We start from the raw sequence: 21,543 nt of genomic DNA on the forward strand, positions 1-21,543 counted from the left end.
AAGGGACGATCCCGGACCAGCCCGGGTATCGCGTCGGGACTGCCAGGTATGAAGTGCGTGGAGGCCCTGACTGAGCCTCCCACATAGTCGTTGACAAGGCGCCGGATTGCGGGCAGGCTGAAAAACGGCGACCAGGCGGACAGTTCTCCCCGAAATTTTTTGGCCATGGACCTGCATGGATCGATCATAGCGTATGAAACAGCCCAGCATGCAGCCCGAGGACAGGGGTTCTTCACTGAACCGCGAGGCCCTGCACAATCGCCTGTACACCCCTTCTTTCCTTATCATGGCGTTTGCCAGCTTCAGCATGGTCTCGAGTCTGGCTTCCTTCTTCCTGTTTCCTCTTTTTGTCACCGCGCGTGGCGGCTCGAAGATCGACATCGGCGTCATGATGGGTGTGATGGCCCTGGCTGCAGTGTTTTGCCGCCCCTGGGTCTCCCTGATGGTAGACCGCGCCGGCCGCAAGCGGAGCTACACCGCGGGGAGCTTCATCATGGGATCGGCCCCGCTCGCCTATCTCCTTCTGGATGGCCCTTTGACCGGCTTTTATTGGCCCCTCGTCGTGCTCAGACTGTTTCACGGCATCGGCGTGGCCCTCTGTTTCACGGCGTCCTTTACCTATATCGCCGATATCATTCCTCCCGGACGCCTCAACGAGGGGATCGGCATGTTTGGCACGTCCGGTCTGATGGGGATGGCGGTAGGCCCCCTGATCACCGAGCCGATCATCCATCGGTTTGGGTTCGATGTCTATTTTCTGGCCTGCGCAGGCATGGGGTTCCTGAGTTTTTTCCTTCATCTGCCGCTGCGGGAGACCTTTGTGTACCGTGCAGACGAGCGTCAGGCTGGTTTTTTCGAAGTGCTTCGGCGCAGAAAGATCCTCATGGTCACGATGCTGGCGTTCCTGTTCGGCATCGGGCTGGCGGGCTACGGAGGGTTCGTTGCGCCTTTCGCCCAGGCGCTGGGGATCGAGCACATCTCGGTCTATTTCGTGGCGTACACCTTTGCGGCGGTGGTTACCCGTTTTTTCGGGGGGCGGGCGGCAGACCGGGTGGGGGAGGAGCGGGTCGTTCCCTGCGCCCTTTTCATCACAGGGGGCGGACTCCTGCTGCTGACGCAGCTGGGAGGGCATGTGCTGCTCGCGATCGCAGGGCTGGTGAGCGGCTGCGGGCATGGGATCCTCTATCCGTCTTTGAACACCTTGGCCCTGCGCCGTGAACGATCCGAGGTCAGGGGCAAGATCAACGGCATCTACACGGGCGGGATCGATCTGGGGATCTTTCTGGGCTCCGTCCTGCTCGGGTGGATCGGGGAACATGCCGGCTACCGGGCCGTTTTTGCCGTCGCCGGCGGGTCGCTCATGCTGGGGCTGGCCGTCTTCCTGTCGAGGATGCGGGTTTGGCTGGACGAGCCGGATTGATCGAATCCGATGCCCGCGAATCCTCTTGATGGTCCTGATGCAGGGGCTCGGATCGCCCCGAGGATGAAAGATGGCAGGGGAAAAGGTAGAGGGAGTGATGGCGCGCAGATGACATGGTGGCATAGTTCCGGCAGCTGAGGAGGGGGTAGCTCGGGATTGACAGCAAAATGCCGACCGCTTAGTCTGAACGAACCGAGGTCATGGAGTGTCTTAGGTCGAGTCCGGTCGAACATGGGCGGGCTTGTTGCAGGAATGAATGAACGGGTTGAAGGGATCCTCTCATGAAGAAAATGGGATTCAGGAATCAATGGGTTTTCGTTTTGTTGGCCGTGTGTCTTCTCATCCTTCCGGCCTGTGCGATCGACCCGGTTACCGGGCGGACCCAGCTCATGCTGATGAGCGAAGAGCAGGAAATTCAGATGGGGAGGCAAAGCGACCAGGCGGTTTCCAAGGAATACGGCCTTTACGACAACACGCCCCTGACGGCTTATGTGGCGGGAATCGGTCAGCGGCTCGGGGGGCTTTCCCATAGGCCGCATCTGCCTTATCAGTTTGCGGTTCTGGATACGGCCGTGGTGAATGCCTTCGCCGCCCCCGGGGGCTATGTCTACATGACGCGGGGGATCCTGGGGTCCCTCAACAGCGAGGCGGAGCTGGCTGCCGTCCTGGGGCACGAACTAGGCCACATCACGGCCAGGCATTCGGCCGAGCAATACAGCCGCGCGCAGTTGGCTCAGATCGGCTTGGCCGCCGGCATGCTCTTTTCGCCGACGCTGCAACGCTTCGAGGATGCAGCTCAGACAGGGGTCCAGCTGCTTTTCCTGAGTTTCAGCCGCGAAAACGAGCGGGAGGCGGATGACCTTGGGGTGGAGTATGCCAGCAAGGCAGGGTACGACGCAAACCAGATGGCGGTTTTTTTCGAGACCCTGGAGCGGATGAATCCCTCCTCGGACCGCAGCGGTCTGCCGGAATGGTTTTCGACCCACCCGAATCCCGACGACCGGATGGGGGCGGTCAGACGCAAGACCGCTGAGTGGCAGGGTCGGCTGGGGGCCCGGCAATACCGTGTGGATCGTGAGCGTTACCTGATGCGCATTGACGGGCTCGTGTTCGGGGGCAATCCGCGCGAGGGATATACCACCGGCGGTGTTTTCTACCATCCCGATCTCCGGTTTCAGTTCCCCGTCCCGGGCGGATGGGCCCTACAGAATACCCGTCAGGTGGTCAGGGTGATGAGCCCAAGCAAGGACGCCGCCCTCACCCTTTCGATGGCTGCTGCCGGAACGCCTCGGGATGCGGCGGGGGCTTTCGTGAGCCAGTCGGGCGCCCAGGTGGTCGATTCGGGCGAGGAAACCGTCAACGGGCTACGGGCTGTCCGCCTCGTGAGCCAGGTGCGGACGAACCAGGGGGTGCTTGGGGTATTGTCCTACTTCATTCAGAAGGATGGCAAGATATTCGAGTTCCAGGGTTTTTGCGCCGCCGGCAGCTTCTCCTCCTACAGCCCGGTTTTTCGGCAGGCCGTGGGAGGATTCCAGGCCCTTCGAGATTCTGCCAGGATCGATGTCCGGCCGGACCGGATCCGCATCGTCAAGGCCCCTTCCTCGGGGATGCTGGGGCAGGTGCTGAGGGCCCTCGGGGCTCCGCAGGACAAGGTCGAGGAGTGGGCCCTATTGAACGGCGGATCGGTGAACACTCCGGTTGAGAAGGGTGCTCTGGTGAAGGTTATCCGCAAATAGGCCTTTTCAGAGGATGGAGGGATAGGGAGCCATGCCGGAGCTTCCCGAGGTGCAGACGATCGTAGACGACCTTCTGGAGGGGGGGCTCAGGGGCGCCGTCATCACGCGAGCGGAAGTCCTGTGGCCGCGGACTGTCAGCGGGCTCACGCCCGAACAGTTTTGCAGGGGGATCGCGGGGAAGGTCGCCGCAGCTGTTCGCCGGAGGGGGAAGTTTATCGTCTTCGATCTGGCGCCTCAGGGACACCTGCTGGTTCATTTGCGTATGTCCGGCCGGCTCATTGTCGCCTCCCCCCGAGAGGCACGCTCGCCTTACGACCGGCTCGTCCTGCGGTTCGGAGCGGATCGCGAGGTGCGGCTTCACGATACGCGGAAGTTTGGACGCTGCTATCTCGTCGAGGATACCAAGGGCATTCTTGACCGGTTGGGGCCGGAACCCCTCGATCCGGATTTCAGCGTGCCGCTCTTGGCCGAGAGGCTCCGTTCCCGCAGGCGGCGCTTGAAGCCCCTTCTGCTGGATCAATCCTTTCTGGCGGGGCTCGGGAATATCTACGTCGATGAGGCCTTGTGGGAGGCGAAGCTCCATCCCTGCAGGGTCTCTGCGACCCTCACGCGCAAAGAAATCCGGGCTCTTCACAGGGCGATCGTCAAGGTGCTCGAAAAAGGCATTCGAAACAGCGGGACATCCCTCGGGCGCGGTAAGGCCAATTTCAGGTCACTGGGGGAAAAAGCGGGCAAGAACCAGGCTCATCTGGAGGTTTTCCGCCGAACCAGCGAGCCGTGCCGGCGCTGCCGCTGTCCGATCGAACGGATCGTGGTGGGGCAGCGCGGCACCCACATCTGCCCGCAATGCCAGGCCTTGTAAGGGGCGCGTTGCGCGGCCCCGTCACCGGTGCCTTGGCCTGGCTGGAAACGTCGGATGATTGTGCCTTTTCGCTATCCCTATGGGATCGAGCACCTCTCGCGGATGGCCTGGTCGATCGCTGCAGGGATGCGCACCGGTTTCTGGTTTCCATCCAGGCAGGCATGGGTGGTGTGGCCGCTGACGAGCAGGCGCCCTTCTTCATCCAGGATCCGGTATTCGAAGCGCATACGCACCCTGCTCAGCTCCGCGACATTCGATCGGGCGCGGACGACCGCGTCATAACCCACGTTGCCATGGTACTTCGCCGCCGCCTCGATCACCACCAGACTGTAGCCGTCCGCTTCGAGGCGGGCATATGAAAACCCGAGATCCCGCATGAATTCCGCGCGGGCGATTTCGAAAAAGGTGAGGTAATTGCCGTAATAGACGACGCCCATCCGGTCGGTGTCCTTGTAACGGACGCGGATCCGGCATTCGTGCCAGCCGTTGGAGGGGACGTCGCTTCGATCCGTTATTGGTTCCATTCCAAATCCTTTCAGGCTGCCTGGGTGCGTGGTCCGATCGCTGCGGCGCCGCACCGGCCGTATCGTCGAAGGTGATCCGGCGAATCGGCTTTGCCTTGGTGAGCTTTTCCGGCAGACTGCAGGACGACTCTATGAGACGTCGAAATCATCCATTGCAGAACGCTCGGGGTAGGTTCGTATCCATTGTGAGATCGATGGATCGAGTGAGTTCCCCGGTATAAGACCGCTGAAAGTTCGAGAAGGGCGGCTGCATGGTTTTTCCTGTTCTCCCGGGTTGAACTTTCGAGCGTGGGAGAGGGTGTACGGTCTGTCGCCGGGTCGGCTGCCCGGGTGTCTATTGTAGGTTCAGCAGGGGATGTGTCAAGCCCTTAATCTGTCCGAGAAAGGCGTGACCAGGCAAATAGTTCAAAATCTAAATACCCTATAGCCTTCCCTTCGATGTCCCCCTGCGGGTGGAAGATTCATCCACTGCTTTTAGTGCTTGCCAGGTCCGCCTGAAATTTGAAAAATGTCACTTAGGCATATCCTGGGGTGCAACTGCAAGCTTCATGCGGGAGAATAGTCATGACGAGCCAACAGCGAACGACGCCGTCTGAGGAGATCCTGGACCTCGAAGGATTCGAACGGCTGATTGCGGCCCTCAAACAGGCAGGCTACACGACTATCGGGCCGCTGGAACGCAGCGGGGCTATCGTATTGGGGGAGATCGGATCGACCGCGGATATTCCTGCCGGGCGGGTCGATGAACAGGACGCCGGGCGCTATCGATTGATGGATGAACCTGCAGGAAGCCTTTTCGCCCACGTGGTGGGACCCCATTCCCTGAAGCATCATCTCTACCCGGCCGAGATTCGGCTCATCGGGGCGCATCTGACAGACAGCGGATTCAAACTGGAGGCGTTTAAGGAGGATCCTCCCCGCTATGCCTTTATCGGGGTAAGGGCCTGTGATACGGCGGCCGTTGCTGTCCTGGACGGGGTCTTGCTGGATGGTCCGTCGGCCGATCCGGTTTATGCGGCCAGGCGAAAAAAGATGTTCATTGTGGCGGTGGATTGTACCAGGCCGGGCGGAACCTGCTTCTGCGTCTCCATGAAAACAGGCCCGCGGGTGGTTTCCGGCTTCGACATCGCCATGACGGAATTGAATCTGGATGGCCGGCACTGCTTCGTGGCCCGTGCTGGAAGCCGAGAGGGCGAACAGATCCTGAAGTCTGCCGGCGCGAAGCTGGCACCCGAGGAGGATAAGCGCCTGGCGGCGGAGGTAATGGAGAAAGCGGCCCGTAAAATGGGGCGCCGCATGGATACGGAGACGTTGGATGCCTTGTTCTTCGAGCATTTCGAGCATCCGCACTGGGATGAGGTGGCCGCACGCTGCTTGACGTGCGGCAATTGTACCCTGGTCTGCCCGACCTGTTTCTGCCACGGGGTTTCGGAGGAAAACGCGGTCGACGGGCGGAGCGCGGGGCGCATCCGGATGTGGGATACCTGCTTCAGCCGAGACTTTTCTTACATCCACGGGGGAAGTGTCCGGGAGTCGGCAAGGTCGCGGTACCGCCAGTGGATGACGCACAAACTGGTGACGTGGGTGCCGCAATTCGGGGCACGCGGGTGTGTCGGGTGCGGACGCTGCATCACCTGGTGTCCGGTGGGGATCGACATCACGGCTGAGGTGAAGGCCCTTCAAGCATAAGGAAGCCGCCCGCTGGAATCGATGGCGCGGCGTCGGGCACCCGCCGGGGCGCCCTGAATCGGAAACGCGGTTGCACCCGGAAAATCATTACCGGATGGAAACGGTTTGGAAAGGAGGAAAGGTTCTGCAAACTTGAAGAACCTGTCCGCCGGGGGCCTCGTGAGGCCGCGGGGATGAGGAACGGAAGGAGATTCGTCCAGGGTCTATAGGGTGAGTTAGATAGGGGAGGGGAAGGAAGATGAAGGAGCACGCAGCTGAAGAGGCGGAAAAGATGCTGGCCGAGCATGTCTTCTTTCGTGATCTCGATCCAGCGATTATCAAGATGCTGTCTTCCAGCGCCCGGTCGGTGAGTTTCGATGCCGGAGAGCCCATTTACCGGGAGGGGAACGAAGCGGATCGGTTTTTCCTGATCGAAACGGGCCGGGTGGCGATCCAGGTGTTTGTTACCGGGCGCGGATCCGTGACCGTCTACACGGTGGGACCCGGGGACATCCTGGGCTGGTCCTGGTTTTATTCGCCTTACCGGAGGCGTTTCGATGCGACGGCGCTGGAAAAAACCCGGGCCGTGATGTTGGAAGGTGCGTTTCTAAGAGAGAGGGCCGAAGAGGATCCGCGCCTCGGTTATGAGCTGTTGAAGCGTTTTTCACTTGTTGCCGTCAATCGCCTCCAGGATATGACCCTGCAGCTCCTGGATTTGTACGGCAGGCATCTTTGAAAGGATAGGTTGCGGCATGCCGGAGCATTCGTACACGGTGATGGAACCGGTCCTTTACAGCATCGAGCGCCGAAAGAGGGAGACACGGGATACGTTCACCCTGGAACTCGTGCGGGAAGACGGTGGCGCTCCCATGCGTTTTTGGCCGGGGCAGTTCAACATGCTTTACATGTTCGGCGTGGGGGAAGTTCCGATCTCGATCAGCGGGGATCCGCTGGACGAAGCGAAGATCGTCCATACCATCCGCTCTTACGGCTCTGTAACCCACAAGATGGCCGAGCTGAGGCGGGGGGACGTGATCGGGGTCCGGGGGCCCTTCGGCCGGCCATGGCCGCTCGATGAATTGGAAGGGGGGGATGTCGTCCTGGCCGCCGGTGGCATCGGCCTCGCGCCCTTGCGGCCTGTCATCTATTCGATCCTGGGGCGCAGGCAGCGCTTCGGGGATATCGCCCTCATTTACGGGGAGCGGACTCCGTCCGATATCCTCTTCCGTACCCTCCTCGAACAATGGCGCGGTCGTTTCGACATGAAGATCGAGGTAACCGTCGACAGCGCCCGTGAGGGGTGGCGGGGCAGTGTCGGGGTGGTGACGACCCTCATCCCGGGCCTCCGTCTGGACGCCGAGCGCACCCGAGCCCTGATCTGTGGGCCTCAAATCATGATGACCCATACGATCCGGGCGCTCAAGGATAAAGGACTGACCGAAGAACGCATCCATGTGTCCACGGAGCGGAACATGAAATGCGGGGAGGGGATCTGCGGCCATTGCCAGCTCGGCACGGTCCTGGTCTGCCGGGACGGCCCGGTTTTCCGCCTGAGTGAGATCGGGACGCTGTTGGGGAAACGGGAGTTGTGAAGATGCCGAAAATGAGAAAACCGAAGCTCGCCGTTTGGAAATTCGCCTCCTGTGACGGGTGCCAGTTGACGCTTCTCGATTGCGAAAGGGATCTCCTGACCATCGCCGGTGAGATCCGGATCGCCTATTTCCCGGAGGCCTCCCGCACGTTCTTGCCGGGGCCCTACGATCTATCGCTTGTCGAGGGGTCTATCACGACCCCTCATGACGAGGAGCGGATCCACAAGGTGAGGCGCCGGTCGAAAATCGTTGTGACCATCGGGGCCTGCGCCACGTCGGGAGGGATTCAGGCCCTCAGAAATTTCGATGATGTGCGGCGCTTCACAAGAGCGGTGTATCCGAGACCCGAATGGATCCAGACGCTCAAAAAGTCGACGCCGGTTGCTGATCACATCCAGGTGGATTACGAGCTGAAAGGCTGCCCCATTCAAAAAACCCAGTTGCTCGAGGTGATTACCGCGCTCCTTGCGGGCCGTAAACCGTGCATCCCCACATACAGCGTCTGTGTGGAATGCAAACGCCGTGGGAATGTCTGCGTAACGGTGGCGCGGGGCGTCCCCTGCCTCGGGCCGGTGACACAGGCTGGTTGCGGCGCCATTTGCCCGAGCTATGATCGCGGCTGTTATGGGTGTTTCGGGCCGAAGGAGACCCCCAATACCGCCTCGTTGACGCACATGTGGCGTGCTGCACTCGGGGTCGAGAAGGTCGATATCCTCAGGGCCTTCCGCGGCTTCAATGCCAACGCGGATGCCTTCCGGAAAGAGAGTGAGACCCATGAAAGGTGACAAGACCATCAAGGTGGATGTTTTGGCGAGGGTGGAGGGCGAAGGGGGCCTCTTTGTGAAAATCAAAGGGGGGCAGGTCGAATCGGTCCAGTTCCGCATCTTCGAACCTCCCCGCTTCTTCGAAGCGCTCCTTTGCGGCCGCTGTCATGCTGAGGCGCCCGACATCACGGCCCGCATCTGCGGAATCTGCCCGATCGCTTACATGACCAGCTCCAGCCAGGCGATGGAGTCGGCTTTCGGCGCAAGGCTCACGGGGCCCTTGAGGGAGTTGCGGCGTCTCATTTACTGCGGGGAGTGGATCGAAAGCCACGGACTGCACATTTATATGCTCCACGCCCCGGATTTCCTCGGCTGCGCGGATGCCATCGAACTCGCGGGGATTCAGCCCGAGATGGTGAAGCGTGGACTCAGACTAAAGGCCGTTGGAAACCGCATCGTCACGCTCCTTGGAGGGCGCGAGATCCATCCCGTCAATTTCAAGGTCGGCGGCTTTTACCGGGTTCCGGGACGGCGGGAATTGCTGGCACTGACCGAAGACCTTGAATGGGCGCGGGATGCGGCCTATGACACGGTTCGGTGGGTGGCGGGTTTCGATTTTCCCGTATTTGAGCAGGACTATGAATTTGTCTCTATGCACCATCCGGATGAATACGCGGTGCTCGAGGGGCGTCTGGTATCCAGCGAAGGGCTCGACATCCCTCTGGAGGCCTTCGAGGCGCATTTCAGGGAAGAGCAAGCCGCCCATTCGACCGCTCTCCATGCGGCGGTAAAAGCACGTGGCCCCTACATGGTTGGCCCCATGGCGCGTTTCAACCTGAACTTCGACCAACTGCCACCGATGGCGCGGCGGGCGGCAGAGGAGGCCGGCTGCGTTCCGCCCTGCCGGAATCCGTTCAAGAGCATTGTCGTCAGGGCCATCGAAGTCCTTTGCGCCTGTGAAACGGCGCTCGATATCGTCGCCGGCTATGACCCCCCGCCAAGCCCTGCAATCGATTTCGAGCCCCATTCGGCTACCGCGTACGGTTGCTCGGAGGCTCCACGGGGGATCTGCTGGCACCGCTATGCATTGGATGAGGAAGGCGTGATCCGGTCCGTGCGGATTGTACCGCCGACCTCGCAGAATCAGGGCGTCGTCGAAAGGGATCTGCGCCGGCTGGTGGAGCGGTATGCGGATCTACCGGAGGACCGGCTCACCTGGCTGTGCGAACAGGCCATCAGGAACTACGATCCCTGTATTTCCTGTTCTTGCCACGTCGTGCAGACGAGTTGACAGCGCGACGCGGCGCTCCGGCCGACCCGCCATGGGAGTTCCGGAGACTGGATAGCCGGGTCGAGAGTCCGAACCAGGGAAGATGCGCGCCGCATCACGGGAAGCCGTTGTCCCAGCCGCAAAGGGTCAACGTGTTCTTATAAATCCGGTATCTTTTCGCCGCTTCTTCGTCATAGAAGACGGTCGCTGCGTTTTCGAGGACGGTCGACCTGCTCCGGATTGCGCCATAGAGGGCGGCTTCCACCCCGAGGGAGACGTCGGCGTAGGGGGCGTAAACGAGCCCCATAACAGTGCACCCCGACCCAATGGAAATGGTGTCAGGGGTGTTGCACAGGATGGTGAAGTCCGACGGGCTGCCCACCACCTCGATGACGGAGCCGGGCTCGCACAGCATCGGCCCGCTCAGGTACAAGGTCAACGGCCCGGACCGCACGTCGATGCTCAGAACCGCCCCGGCCTTCAGGGCGATGCGGTCCAAAAGATATTCCGTCCCTTCGCTTCCGCCGAGGAGTGTGAGGCTTTTGTCGATTTCGAGCGATGAATCGACGCCGTCCGCTTCGTTGTTGAAATCGGCCGGCGGTGCGTTGAATCGGGCGGCATAGGCGCCCGTTCGAAGCCCGAGAGGATCCGGCGCTATCCTGCCTGCCAGAATCCCCTTTTCTCCGGAAATGCCGCCGCCGGAAGGCTCGGCTGACCAAATACATGCCTGAACTCCCCCGGCGTCTTCGCCAAGGTAAACATCTCCATCGATGACGGTCTCCTCCGCGAGGCTGATCGAACGGTTCGAGGCAACCGAGCCTTTGTGGGTCAGCGCATCGTTGTCGTTCCGGGATGGTTTTCCGGAGCCTCTGGAATTGTAGCTGTAAGCCCCCGCGGCCGCGTGAAATTCCACCCCCTTGTCGCCGAAGACGGCGTAGCGGAGGGCGGATTCCCTGTCTCGCTTGAAGAGGGCCCTGATCCTGGTCTGGGCGCCTTGGGGGCCGAAGCCCCTGCTCGAAAATGCGTAGACATTTCGTTCCGTCTTGATGAGGCTCCCGGGCTCTATCTGGAACTCCAAACCTGCCGGGATTTCTCTGATCGGCGGCGACGTCGGGCTCCCTTCTATTTCAGGGAGGCTGAAGGATCCGTCCTCGAGCCCCTGCTCCATGACCTCGAGGGCGTGCTGGAGGCCGGCTTCGGCATGGTAGAAAGCGACGGCCTGATCTTTGAGACTGCCGGCCATCCGGATCTCGTTGGTGGAAGCCTTCAGCGCGGAGAGCCCGAGCAGGCTGAAAAGAGACAGAAAAACCAGTGCGAGCAGCAGAGCGGTCCCTTCCTGGCGGCGTCTGGGAGGGGGATGCAGGCTGCTTCGAAAGAGGTGTGAAGGGTTCATGACGGCTTCCTGAGGGATTGCAGTTTCATGGAGTGGGTCCGTTTTCCCTGCCGCCAGGTGACGTTGACGGTCAATAGCACCCCGGCTGTTTGCGGCACCAATGGCTCAGCGGCGGTTCTTGCGGAAAACCCCCGGATGTTCGCGTTGCGGGATTCGGTCATCTTTTGGAGGCTTGAATAGGGCGCTGCCAAAAGCTCCTCCATGCAGGTTTTGGCGATGGCCGTGGCTTGGGAGAGATCCCGCGCGTAGGCATTGGCGCGCATCGCCGTGATCTGCAGGGAAGCAAGAGCGAGCAGGCCCAGGGAAAGAACCAGCGTGGCGGACAGGACCTCGATCAGGGTCATCCCGCCGGAACCGCGCATCCTGGATAAAGTCAAGGCCGGGGCGACCATCGGATGCCTAGGACCGGGCATCGTCATCTTCCACCCGCAGGTTTCGGCAATACACCGCTTCGATCAGAGAGGCGCGGCGGTATGCATCCTGCGAGGCCGGCAGGATGCACCGGCCCTGCAGATTGAACAGGCCGGCGGTGTGCCGGACCTTTCGGTCCTCGAGCGGACTCCTCACGGCGAGGAGGATTTGGATACTGGAGATCCGGTCGACCCTCTCGGTGACGCTGCCCTGCCCGTCGTCATCGAGGACCTTCCCGTTCCGGTCGAGATAGACGAAATCGATCGCCTCGACATGGTTGATCACAGGCTGAAAAGATGCGCGGCCCCCGGAGGAGGATTTGCGATGCAATGCCGATCCACCGTCCGAATCCTTGACCCGATAGTCGACGTCCTCGTTCGGGTCGTCGGTGTCTCCATCTCCGTTGAGATCCATGGTTATGCGGATCCGGTCCCTGCCGGCGAGGAGGATCCCGGTTCCTACGGGGGGCCGCCCCGCCTGGCGGATCGGATCGTAGCCGGCCATACGCAGGTCGTCCGCGATGAGGGTCATCGTCGAACGTAGGTCTTCCTGCATCGCGAGGGTCTGTATTTGAAAGAGAGAGGCTTCGTGCTGGGACTGGTAGTTTACCCAGATCAGCGAAGAGAGAATGACCGTCACTGCCATGGCGATCATCATCTCGGGCAGACTGAAACCCTCGACATGGGGTGAGGCCTGTCTGCCGGAGCCGGCACGGCGGGAGAAGGCCCGGTGAAAAGAGGGTTTTGAACGGGAGAAACCCACTGGATCATTCCTCCGGCGTTTCGGCGATACGCAGCCGGCCGGCGCAGGAGAGGATGACTCCGAGGCTTCGGCCGCAGCGGTTTTCAAGGAAAACGGATCCCATGCCGAGTCCGCCGGTGCTCGAAACCGGGATCCCGTTCGGCCGGAATCCGACGGCAGGATGACTGCCAGCATTGCAGTCGAAGGAAATTCTTTCGACCCCGCCTTTTTCACGGGCCAACGAGATGCCCGGGTAGTCCCTCCAGCGGACCTGCTCGAGGATGGGTTCCCCCTCATCACGACTCAAATCGGCATCGAGATCGGAAAAGACGGTAAAGCCGCTGATAGAGCCTCCGCTGTCACGGTCGAAGACAAGGCCTGCAAGGGTGTTGCCCCGGGCCGCGGAGTTTTTTGCCATCTGGAAGCCCTGGTAAAGGTCTTGGACCGCGTTTCTCAGACGCCACTGGTGAACCGTTTGGGAAAGAACGGGGATCGCGGCTGCGGCGAATGTCCCCGCGATGAAGAGGACGGCCAGGAGTTCGACGAGCGTAAAACCTTTGCAGTGGATAAACATGAATCGACCTCACGGCGATTGAAAGGGGGCGGAGCAGGCCGTTCAAATGAAACCCATTTAAAAGGAGCGGAGCAGCAATAGATGTGCCAGGAGGCAGAGGACCTTTTTTGATGAATGATCTTGGGGGCTTAATGATTCAAGCGGATGGCCGTATCGAGGCGGTATGCACAGGCTGAAGGGCGTTTTTTTTACGCTCGGCTGCAATCTCGAGAGTTTTTTGGATGCAAGGGGCGTGTCCAGGGCGTTCCTGAGGATGAGGGGCGCTTCCTCGGCGATTTTCCAGGGCTACATAAAAAAAGGCAATCCGCACGGAGGGGCGGATTGCCTGGTCGAATCGCGGGGTGCTTAGATCTTTTCGACGTTTTTCGCAGCGGGGCCTTTGGTGCCCTGTTCCACATCGAAGCTCACGCGGTCGCCCTCGGCCAGCGATTTGAAGCCGGTGCCTTTGATCGCGGAGAAGTGAACAAAAACGTCTGAGCCCTCATCCTGTTGAATAAAACCGAATCCTTTTTGGTCGTTAAACCACTTGACGGTGCCTTTTGCCACAGTGCCCAACCTCCTTTCAACAAAAGTTCAACCTGTTCCCCATCCGAGGTCGTCACTCTGACAAATGGATCACTACCTGCGAATGAAGCCGGCCCGGATGCCCTACCGGGATAATTCAGGGAAATACTATAAATTATCCCGCAAAAAACGCAAGAGATATTTTCAAAATTTTAACGAGTGCACCGGCTTTTTTAAAACCGGCCTCGATGAATATGCTATCTTGGCCGGGGACCGCCGGCAAAGCATGCATCGCCCAGGCTTGCCGTTTCCCGCAGTGCACTTTCTGAATACTCAATGCTCCCCTTCGCCGGAGTCGTCCGGGAAGAGTCCGCCTGTCAGACCGTCTTTCAGGTTCACATAGCCTTCCTCGCAGATGCGCAGATAGGGGATGGCGGCGCCGGTCAGCGTGACGAACGAAAGCGCCGGGTCTGGAAAAGTTACGCCCATCTCCCGGATGACCCGGGCCATCCTGTTCAACTTCTCAGCTACGGTCTCGATCGGTTCGAGGGACATATATCCAAAGACCGGCAGGGAAATTTCTTCGACCACCCGGCCGCCGGCGCAGATGACGAAGCCGCCCTGCAGGTCGAGGATGCGGTTGACCGCCGTGGCCATGTCGTCCTCGTTTGCACCTGCGACAATGATGTCGGTGGAGTCCCATGCGGCGCTGATGGCTACAGCTCCGTGCGTCATGTGAAGGCCCTTGATGAAGCCCGTAAATGTCTTGCCCGGAGTGATCCGGCGGTCGATGGCGGCGATCTTGACAATGTCCTTTTGTGGATCGGCCGATATCCGCCCTTCGGCGACAGGCAGATCCAGGCGGCGCTCGGCGGTGACGAGATCCGTCACCATTTCCATGGCGCGCACTCGGACCCTCGGACCTTTGGCGGGGCTTGCCACATCGAAATCAGCGGCTTCCATCCGTCTCGGGAGATGAATGGTGCTGAGGCTCGCCTCGCAGAATGGATGACGGCGGGGCTGGATCAGGAGCCGCCCCTTTTCAGCGATGACCCGGCCGTTCGAGACGACCCATTCCGCCCGGATCGTGCGGATGTCGGGGATGACGACCAAATCGGCATATCGACCTGGTGCGATGCCTCCGATCAGGTGATCCAAATGAAAATGCTCGGCGACGTTCAGGGTCGCCATGCGGATGGCGTCCATCGGTGCGAAGCCGCAGTCGATGGCCTTCTGGACGACGCATTCCAGGTAGCCGTTCGATACCAGATCATCCGGCGCGACGCTGTCGGTGCAGACGCTCACACGCCGCAGGTCCACGCCGGTCTCCAATATGCCGGCCAGGACCTCCAGGTCTTTCCGGACGCCTCCTTCCCGGAGCATGACGTTGACTCCCAGGCGCAGGCGTTCGAGCACCTCCATCGGCTTGACCGGTTCGTGGCAAGAGGTGATGCCCATTGCGGTGTAAGCCTGGAGTTTGCGGGTGCTCGCTCCGGCCGTATGGCCCTCCAGCACCATTCCGCGCCTGCGCGTTTCGAGCAGGGCAGGGAGGTAGACCTCCGGCGACTGGATCACCGCCTGCCAGTAGGACTCGCCGATGCCCACCGTCTCGGGCCGATCAGCCAGTATCCTGAGATCGTCGAGCGCGATGCCTCGGCAGGCGTGGCTGATGGAGACCATGGCGGGCATCGTGGTGAAGATCTTGATCGGTTGATCGCCCAGGGCCTCGGCGAAATCGATGGCCCCGTCGATGCCTGCCACAGGGTAGGGCTCCATCATTTCCGCGATCAGGCTCGTTGTGCCGCCTTTCATAACATAGCGTAGGAATTCGCTCGGGAGGCACGGGTTCGAGATGTGGGTGTGACCGTCGATCAGCCCGGGGATGACGGTCTTGCCGGCGGCGTCGATGACGCGGGTTTCGCGCCCGATGGAGGTCCGGGGATCCTCCCCCGTGTAAGCGATCCAACGCCCGCTGACGCACACCCCCTGGTTCGGAAGGATTTCGCCGGTATAGACATTGACGAGATTCGCGTTTACGATGGCCAGATCGGCCGGCCTTCGCCCGAGGGCCGTGTCCATGAGCCATGTGGCCTCATCGAGGGTCATGGCAGTCATAATAGCGCTGTGGGTGTCGTTCATGCACCTGCTCCTTTGAAGATGGTCTCGCCCATGCCCGGCATGGGTATCACCGGGGTGAGTCGCGCCTTCCGCCGAAAACGATGGTGAAGGGGTTGGTGTCTCCTCCCTGGAATGAAAATAGGGGTCCCGGGCGCTTGCAGGCGGAAGGCGGTGTAAGGCATATATACAACTCTGCCTGAAGAAGGTCAAAGCCTGAGAGCGCGCAAGGACCCTGCGGATGAGCCGATGCGGGGAGCTTCTTTCTGGAGGTGTCCGGAATTTAACCTTTTTTAGGGATTGTCCGTTTGGAGGACTGTCCGCTGAAGGGATATGCTATGATGCTCTGGGACGGCAAGCGGCCGATTGAGGCGGAGCGGCGTGCGTCGAAGAGGGGAGGAATTCGATGACCGAGAAAACAGGAATCGACGGGCACCGTCGTTCAGAGGCGCGCCGCAAGATGAAATTCAGGGGGGCGCCGGATCCTCCCGTTCCCTCCGCCGGCCGGGAGCCGATCAACTGGGACCGGTTGATCCTGGGTATGAAGAAGACCACCAAGGAGTTCATCGAAAACGTCCTGGAAAACATCATCGAATCCATCGTGATAACCAATCTGGAAGGCTACCTGGTCTTTTTCAACAAGTATTCGGAGCAGATGTTCGGGTTCGAGGCCTCCGAGGTCCTGAACCGCCACATCGCCGTCCTGGGTGCCAGGGAGCCGGACGTCCTCGGCTGCATCCGAAGGAACGAAACATACAACGGCGAGATCATGTTCCGCACCAAAGGCGGCAGACGGTTCCCAGCCCATGTAAGGTGTGTGCCTCTGAGGGGCGAACAGGATGAGCCCATCGCCATGGTGGGTGTGGCCCGTGACCTCACGAAGGAGAAGGAGAAACAGAGAATAGACCAGGAGATGGTCCGCTTGAAGGCTTTCAACGAGAACCTGATAGCCTCCCTCAACGACGGGATACAGATCATCGACCTGTCAGGGAGAATCACTTTCGTGAACAAGCGTCTTGCCGACCTGCTCGAGTACGAGCCCGGGGATTTGCTGGGGCGGCACTATACCACGGTCGTCGATGCGGAGGATCATTCCCTGTTCGAGCACTTGACGGCTTCCCGGGGGGAAAAGGCCGGGCAGTCATCCTTCGAGACCAGCTTCATCACCAAGAGCGGGAAAAAGGTCCCTTTCTTTGTTTCCAGTTCGTACCTGCGTGAAGGAGGGGACATCGTTTCAGGCATCGTCAACGCGGTTACGGACATCTCAGAGATCCAGAGGCTCAAGGAGGAGCTTTTCCAGTCGGAAAAGATGTCTCTGATCGGCACGTTGGCGAGCGAGGTGGCACATGAGATCAACAACCCTCTGGGCGGGCTCATCATATCCGTTCAAATGCTGCTGGAGGATATCCGCGATGGAAGGCTCGACCTCGAGATGGCCCTCGAAGAGCTCGAGGAAATGGAAAACGATGCGCGCCGATGCAAGAAGATCACGCAGAAGCTTCTGGACTTCTCGCGCAGCATTCCCGAAGAGCGAAAACCCCTCAGTATCACGAGGGTGATCGACGACAGCCTGATGCTCGTTCAGCGTCAGGCGGAGATCGAGAACATCGAAATCGTCAAACAGTACCGGGAAAACCTCCCTTTTGTGAAGGGCAACTCCAACAGCCTTCAGCAGGTGGTCATGAACGTCGTCAAGAACGCACGGGACGCGCTGGTCCAAGGGGGCCGAATTACCATTTCAGCCGAGCCTCACCGGTTTCCCAAAGAGGCCAGGAACTGGATTCGTTTGTCCGTAGCCGACAACGGTCCGGGAATTCCTTCTGATCTGATGCATCGTGTCTTCAAGCCGTTTTTCACTACCAAGCAGGATGGTAAGGGAACCGGCCTGGGGCTTGCAGTCAGCAAAAGGATCGTCGAAGAGCACGGAGGGCGGATGATGGTGGAAAATGCACCAGGAGGCGAAGGCTCCGTGTTCCGCATTCTTTTGCCGGCCTTGGAGGCGGGCGGGGAAGGAGGCGTCCGTTGAGGGAGCATTTTCGAATACTGGTCGTGGACGACGAGGTTTCCATCCGCAAACGCTGCATCAGGCTGCTGTCGAGGCAGGGCTACCAGGTGATGGGGGCCTCGGACAGCACGGCCGCATTGGATTTGATCGAGAAAAAAGGGCATCTGTTCGACCTGCTGCTGGTGGATATACGGATGCCGGGGATGGATGGCATCACCTTGATGGGAAAGGTCAAGACGGTGAGTCCGGCACTCGAGATCATCATCATGACCGGGTATGCGACCGTGGAGACGGCCGTAAAAGCGATGAAATACGGCGCTTACGACTATCTTTCGAAGCCGTTCGATGCCGATGAACTGCTTCATGTGGTGGACAAGGTCCATGAAAAAAAGACACTGCAGGAGGAGATCGAGGACCTTCGCAATCAGTTGAAGGACAGCAGGGAGCGTTCTTTCGTGTTCGGCTCCTCCGCGGCCATGAACCGGGTCATGAATGCGATCGAAAAGATAGCGCCCATCGACTGCAACCTTCTGATCTACGGTGAAAGCGGGACGGGCAAGGAACTGGCTGCGAGGGCCATCCACGACCGGAGCGGCCGCAGGGCCAAGCCCTTTGTCGTGGCCGACTGCGCGGCCTTGTCCGCAGGCATCCTCGAGAGCGAACTCTTCGGACATGTCAAAGGGGCCTTTACCGGGGCTCACACCGACCGCAAGGGATTTTTCGAGAAGGCACACAAGGGAACGCTTTTTTTGGACGAGGTGAGCGAGATCCCCATGGACCTTCAGGGCAAGCTGCTGCGGGCCGTCCAGGAGCAGACCGTCGTGAGGCTCGGGTCCGTCGAACCGGTGAAGGTCGATGTCCGGATCATCGCCGCCACCAACCGGGATTTGGAAGAAAGGGTCAAAGAGAACGCCTTCAGACCCGATCTTTTTTTCCGTCTCAACGTCGTTGCGCTGACCATGCCCCCTCTGAGGGAGCGGTGCGAGGACATCCCCGTCCTCGCCGCTTATTTTTTAAAATATTACACGGCGCGGCTGAACCTCGACCAACGCCTCCGCATACCGGACGAGATCCTGAACATGATGTGTGCGTACGATTGGCCCGGCAACGTAAGGGAACTCGAAAACGCCGTTCAGCGGGCTGCCGTGCTGGCGGACAACGGCAACGTCCGCATCGAGCATATGCTGCCCTCCGGGCTGATGAAGACAGGCTTTCCGGACGTTCAAGCGGACCAAAACAGGACGTTTCAAGAAATGCGCCGAAAGATTGTGGACGATTTCACCCGCCAGTATCTTGCCCGGTGCCTTGTGCTCAACGATGGCAATATCACGAAAACCGCCCAGGCGATGAATATGCGCCGCACCTCTCTTCAGCGGCTCATGAAGCAATTTGGAATGTCCGGAAAGTCCTTCAAAAGTTTGTAAGCAGCCCGCAGAGACCGTCGAACGCCGTGTTCAAGGTTGCAGGGAAAGGAGTCCAGCGGATGAGCCGATCGATCATCGACCGCTTGGCCGCTGCCAGCGACAGAGTCTGTTTTACCGGAATAGCGTCAAGAGGTTCGTTTAGCGAGCTCGGTGCGCATCTGTTTCATTCAAGGAGACATTCCTGCCTCGTAACAGGAGGCATAAATTCGTTTTCTCCATGAGAAAACAATCCCGATTTCCATGTATTTTCAGCTCAATAAACCGCTGAAAAGTCTTTGGCATGCCTGTTGCTTAAGCTTATCTCAAACTTTACCGGCGAAAGATGCCCATGTGTGCATCCAACGCGGAACCCGCTTAAGAGAACCGATGAGGGGCCGCCGCCGACGTAGCTTCTTTTGGTGGCGTGAATGGCTCAAACGGTCCGTCTTCGAGCGGATAACCTTTTCATGGACGGAGGGATGGACATGTACCTTCCCAGATTTGCATTCGAGAAACCGACCAGCCTAAAGGAGGCCTCGAGCCTCTTGACGGAAAAGGCCGTCAAGAGCACCTTGCTGGCCGGAGGAACGGATCTGCTGCCTCGCATGAAATACGGGGTGGCCGATCCAGAGCGCCTGATCAGCCTGAAGGGCCTCGGGGTCTCCGCTCCGAAGGTCCTCCCGGAGGGCGACCTGATCCTGGACGGCGCTTCGACGCTGGCGTCCGTGGCGCTTTCGCCCGAGGTGGCGGAGAATGCGCCGCTTCTCGCTGCGGCCGCCGGCAGGGTGGCTACGCGGGAGATCAGGAATGTCGCTACGCTGGCGGGGAATCTCTGCCAGGACACGCGATGTCTGTATTTCAACCAGAGGCATACCTTCCAGTTCGTAGAGCCGTGCTTCAAACGGGGGGGAGATTTCTGCTATTTCATACCGAAGGGGAAAAAGTGCTGGGCCGTTTACATGTCGGATACGGCGCCCGCCCTCATTTGCCTGGGTGCGAAGATCCAGGTCGAAGGGGACGGGGCCGGCGCGCTGCTGGACCTCGAAGCCCTTTACAGCGGTGATTCCCTGCACCCTTTGACCATTGGGTCCGATACGATCATTTCCGGCATTCGGGTGCCTCCGACCGGAGGCACCCGGGGGTGGGCCTTCTCGAAACTGACCTTGAGGGAGGGGATGGAGTTCGGGGCCTTGAACATCGCGGTGCTCCTGGAAACCGGCAAGGACCCGGGAACCTGCACCCGGGCCCGGATCGCCGTTGGGGCGGTGTCTCCGGCTCCTGTGCGGGCGCTCAAAAGCGAGGGGTTGCTCGTGGGAGGGCCCTTTTCGCCGGCGCTGCTGGCCGAGGCGGCGCGCCAGGTGGCGGAGGAGGTGACGGTGATCCCTCATCACGGCTATTCCAAGTGGTATTTGACCAGGGCCCTCGAGGTCGAAGCCCTGAATGCCCTGACCCGCGCAGTGAATCAGCTTACCGGCGGCCGATAACAGGAGTGCCTTATGAGAACGAAGCCATCGAAACGTTTGTTGGAATTGACGATCAATGGAGAGACCTATGAGCTTGCCGTGGAGCCCCAAGAGACCCTGTCGGAAGTCCTGCGCAACCGGATCGGTTTGACGGGGGTCAAGGAAGGCTGCGGAACGGGCGAGTGCGGCTCCTGCACGGTGCTGGTGGAGGGGGAGCCGGTTCTGGGTTGCCTTCTGCTGGCCGTTGAATGCGAGAGGAAGCGGGTCGAAACGATAGAAGGGCAGGCAGAGGAAGGTGTTCTGACCCCTGTCCAGCAGGCCTTCCTCGAGAAAGGCGCCGTCCAGTGCGGGTTTTGCACCCCGGGCATGGTCCTGGCTTCGACGGCCTTGCTCAAACGAAGGCCCAACCCGAGCGAGGAAGAGATTCAGGAGGCGTTGGAAGGACACCTGTGCCGGTGCACGGGCTACAACAAGATCATGGAGGCCGTGCTGCACGCGGCTTCTTCGGCGGCCGACAAGCGCTGAGCCATCCCAAGGAGCATCAATCATGGGCGATCTGGAATATGTGGGAAAACGGATTCTAAGAAAGGACGGTCCTGAAAAAGTGACCGGGCAGGCCGTTTACACGGTGGATCTCCAGCTGAAAAACATGCTGGTGGGAAGGATATTGAGGAGTCCTCACGCCCACGCGCGCATCGTCCGTATCGATACGACGCGCGCACGGCAGGTCCCGGGGGTCAAGGCGGTCATCACCGGTAAAGACACCCTGGGCGTCAAGCATGGTTTTGTGGAGACCCCCAGGTATCCTGCGGATCAGTATCCTCTGGCCATGGACAAGGTGAGGTTCATCGGGGAGGAAGTAGCGGCGGTGGCTGCCACGGACGTCTATGCGGCGGACGAGGCCCTGCGGCTGATCGAGGTGGAATATGAGCCTCTTCCGGCTGTTTTTGACCCGGAGGAGGCGATGAAGCCGGATGCACCGGAGATCCACCCGACGCATCCGAAGGTCAAAGAGCCTGTGATGAACATCGGCGGAAAGACCACCTCGGAGTGGGGCGACATCGAAGCCGGTTTCAAGGAGGCGGATTATGTCAGGGA

The 21,543-nt window shown here is 60.1% G+C and carries 20 protein-coding genes; 13 read left to right on the forward strand and 7 right to left on the reverse strand.

What is annotated here, in order from left to right; translation table 11 throughout:
• Window positions 1-193: 193 nt before the first annotated feature.
• The 3 genes from H567_RS25505 to mutM all read left to right on the forward strand — a co-directional run bounded on the left by H567_RS25505 (window position 194) and on the right by mutM (window position 4,018).
• On the forward strand, window positions 194-1,420 hold the full coding sequence (locus H567_RS25505) for an MFS transporter (protein WP_208598407.1): 1,227 nt from the start codon (window positions 194-196) through the stop codon (window positions 1,418-1,420).
• Between the two features lie 281 nt (window positions 1,421-1,701).
• The gene (locus H567_RS0116470) at window positions 1,702-3,156 is read left to right on the forward strand and encodes a M48 family metalloprotease (RefSeq protein WP_051185046.1); all 1,455 of its coding nucleotides are present in this window, start codon (window positions 1,702-1,704) and stop codon (window positions 3,154-3,156) included.
• Window positions 3,157-3,187: 31 nt separating this feature from the next.
• A complete protein-coding gene (gene mutM, locus H567_RS0116475; protein ID WP_028322233.1) occupies window positions 3,188-4,018 on the forward strand; it encodes a bifunctional DNA-formamidopyrimidine glycosylase/DNA-(apurinic or apyrimidinic site) lyase in 831 nt (276 codons plus the stop codon).
• A 77-nt stretch (window positions 4,019-4,095) separates the two neighbouring features.
• On the opposite strand, the gene H567_RS0116480 is transcribed toward mutM, so the two are convergent.
• Complete coding sequence (locus H567_RS0116480) at window positions 4,096-4,542, reverse strand: acyl-CoA thioesterase (RefSeq protein WP_028322234.1); 447 nt, start codon at window positions 4,540-4,542, stop codon at window positions 4,096-4,098.
• Window positions 4,543-5,106: 564 nt separating this feature from the next.
• Here H567_RS0116480 and H567_RS0116485 point away from each other — a divergent pair.
• The 5 genes from H567_RS0116485 (at window position 5,107) to H567_RS0116505 (ending at window position 9,857) form a co-directional block, all read left to right on the forward strand.
• Window positions 5,107-6,231: a 4Fe-4S dicluster domain-containing protein gene (locus H567_RS0116485; protein WP_035254834.1), complete on the forward strand. Its 1,125-nt coding sequence runs from the start codon at window positions 5,107-5,109 to the stop codon at window positions 6,229-6,231.
• Window positions 6,232-6,469: 238 nt separating this feature from the next.
• Complete coding sequence (locus H567_RS0116490) at window positions 6,470-6,946, forward strand: Crp/Fnr family transcriptional regulator (RefSeq protein ID WP_028322236.1); 477 nt, start codon at window positions 6,470-6,472, stop codon at window positions 6,944-6,946.
• A gap of 16 nt (window positions 6,947-6,962) precedes the next feature.
• Window positions 6,963-7,802 (forward strand): FAD/NAD(P)-binding protein, encoded by an 840-nt coding sequence (locus H567_RS0116495; RefSeq protein WP_028322237.1) that lies wholly within the window; start codon window positions 6,963-6,965, stop codon window positions 7,800-7,802.
• Between the two features lie 2 nt (window positions 7,803-7,804).
• Entirely contained in the window at window positions 7,805-8,587 is a 783-nt protein-coding gene (locus H567_RS0116500) for an NADH-quinone oxidoreductase subunit B family protein (RefSeq protein WP_028322238.1), read from the forward strand.
• Window positions 8,577-9,857, forward strand: a complete 1,281-nt coding sequence (locus H567_RS0116505) for a Ni/Fe hydrogenase subunit alpha (RefSeq protein ID WP_028322239.1) — start codon at window positions 8,577-8,579, stop codon at window positions 9,855-9,857. The genes H567_RS0116500 and H567_RS0116505 overlap by 11 nt, the downstream gene beginning before the upstream one ends.
• A gap of 94 nt (window positions 9,858-9,951) precedes the next feature.
• Here the strand turns inward: H567_RS0116505 and H567_RS27380 are convergent, their stop codons facing one another.
• The 6 genes from H567_RS27380 to H567_RS0116545 all read right to left on the reverse strand — a co-directional run bounded on the left by H567_RS27380 (window position 9,952) and on the right by H567_RS0116545 (window position 15,598).
• Window positions 9,952-11,229 (reverse strand): DUF7305 domain-containing protein, encoded by a 1,278-nt coding sequence (locus H567_RS27380; protein WP_051185047.1) that lies wholly within the window; start codon window positions 11,227-11,229, stop codon window positions 9,952-9,954.
• On the reverse strand, window positions 11,226-11,642 hold the full coding sequence (locus tag H567_RS27385) for a type IV pilus modification PilV family protein (protein WP_153306225.1): 417 nt from the start codon (window positions 11,640-11,642) through the stop codon (window positions 11,226-11,228). The genes H567_RS27380 and H567_RS27385 overlap by 4 nt, the downstream gene beginning before the upstream one ends.
• A complete protein-coding gene (locus H567_RS0116520; RefSeq protein WP_028322241.1) occupies window positions 11,629-12,402 on the reverse strand; it encodes a prepilin-type N-terminal cleavage/methylation domain-containing protein in 774 nt (257 codons plus the stop codon). The genes H567_RS27385 and H567_RS0116520 overlap by 14 nt, the downstream gene beginning before the upstream one ends.
• Window positions 12,403-12,406: 4 nt before the next feature.
• A complete protein-coding gene (locus H567_RS0116525; protein ID WP_028322242.1) occupies window positions 12,407-12,955 on the reverse strand; it encodes a pilus assembly FimT family protein in 549 nt (182 codons plus the stop codon).
• 345 nt (window positions 12,956-13,300) lie between these two features.
• Window positions 13,301-13,501, reverse strand: coding sequence for a cold-shock protein (locus tag H567_RS0116535; RefSeq protein WP_028322244.1), 201 nt, complete (start codon window positions 13,499-13,501; stop codon window positions 13,301-13,303).
• Between the two features lie 291 nt (window positions 13,502-13,792).
• A complete protein-coding gene (locus tag H567_RS0116545; protein WP_028322245.1) occupies window positions 13,793-15,598 on the reverse strand; it encodes an adenine deaminase C-terminal domain-containing protein in 1,806 nt (601 codons plus the stop codon).
• A gap of 382 nt (window positions 15,599-15,980) precedes the next feature.
• Between H567_RS0116545 and H567_RS0116550 the strand changes: the two genes are divergently transcribed.
• The 5 genes from H567_RS0116550 to H567_RS0116570 form a co-directional block, all read left to right on the forward strand.
• Window positions 15,981-17,600, forward strand: a complete 1,620-nt coding sequence (locus H567_RS0116550) for a PAS domain-containing protein (RefSeq protein WP_028322246.1) — start codon at window positions 15,981-15,983, stop codon at window positions 17,598-17,600.
• Window positions 17,597-19,003 (forward strand): sigma-54-dependent transcriptional regulator, encoded by a 1,407-nt coding sequence (locus tag H567_RS0116555; RefSeq protein ID WP_028322247.1) that lies wholly within the window; start codon window positions 17,597-17,599, stop codon window positions 19,001-19,003. The genes H567_RS0116550 and H567_RS0116555 overlap by 4 nt, the downstream gene beginning before the upstream one ends.
• Window positions 19,004-19,467: 464 nt before the next feature.
• Complete coding sequence (locus H567_RS27390; RefSeq protein ID WP_161626642.1) at window positions 19,468-20,466, forward strand: FAD binding domain-containing protein; 999 nt, start codon at window positions 19,468-19,470, stop codon at window positions 20,464-20,466.
• A 12-nt stretch (window positions 20,467-20,478) separates the two neighbouring features.
• On the forward strand, window positions 20,479-20,970 hold the full coding sequence (locus H567_RS0116565; RefSeq protein ID WP_028322248.1) for a (2Fe-2S)-binding protein: 492 nt from the start codon (window positions 20,479-20,481) through the stop codon (window positions 20,968-20,970).
• A 22-nt stretch (window positions 20,971-20,992) separates the two neighbouring features.
• A partial coding sequence (locus tag H567_RS0116570) for a xanthine dehydrogenase family protein molybdopterin-binding subunit (protein WP_028322249.1) occupies window positions 20,993-21,543 on the forward strand: 551 nt, incomplete at its 3' end.

It is taken from the genome of Desulfatiglans anilini DSM 4660 (genome assembly GCF_000422285.1).
Lineage (GTDB): Bacteria > Desulfobacterota > DSM-4660 > Desulfatiglandales > Desulfatiglandaceae > Desulfatiglans > Desulfatiglans anilini.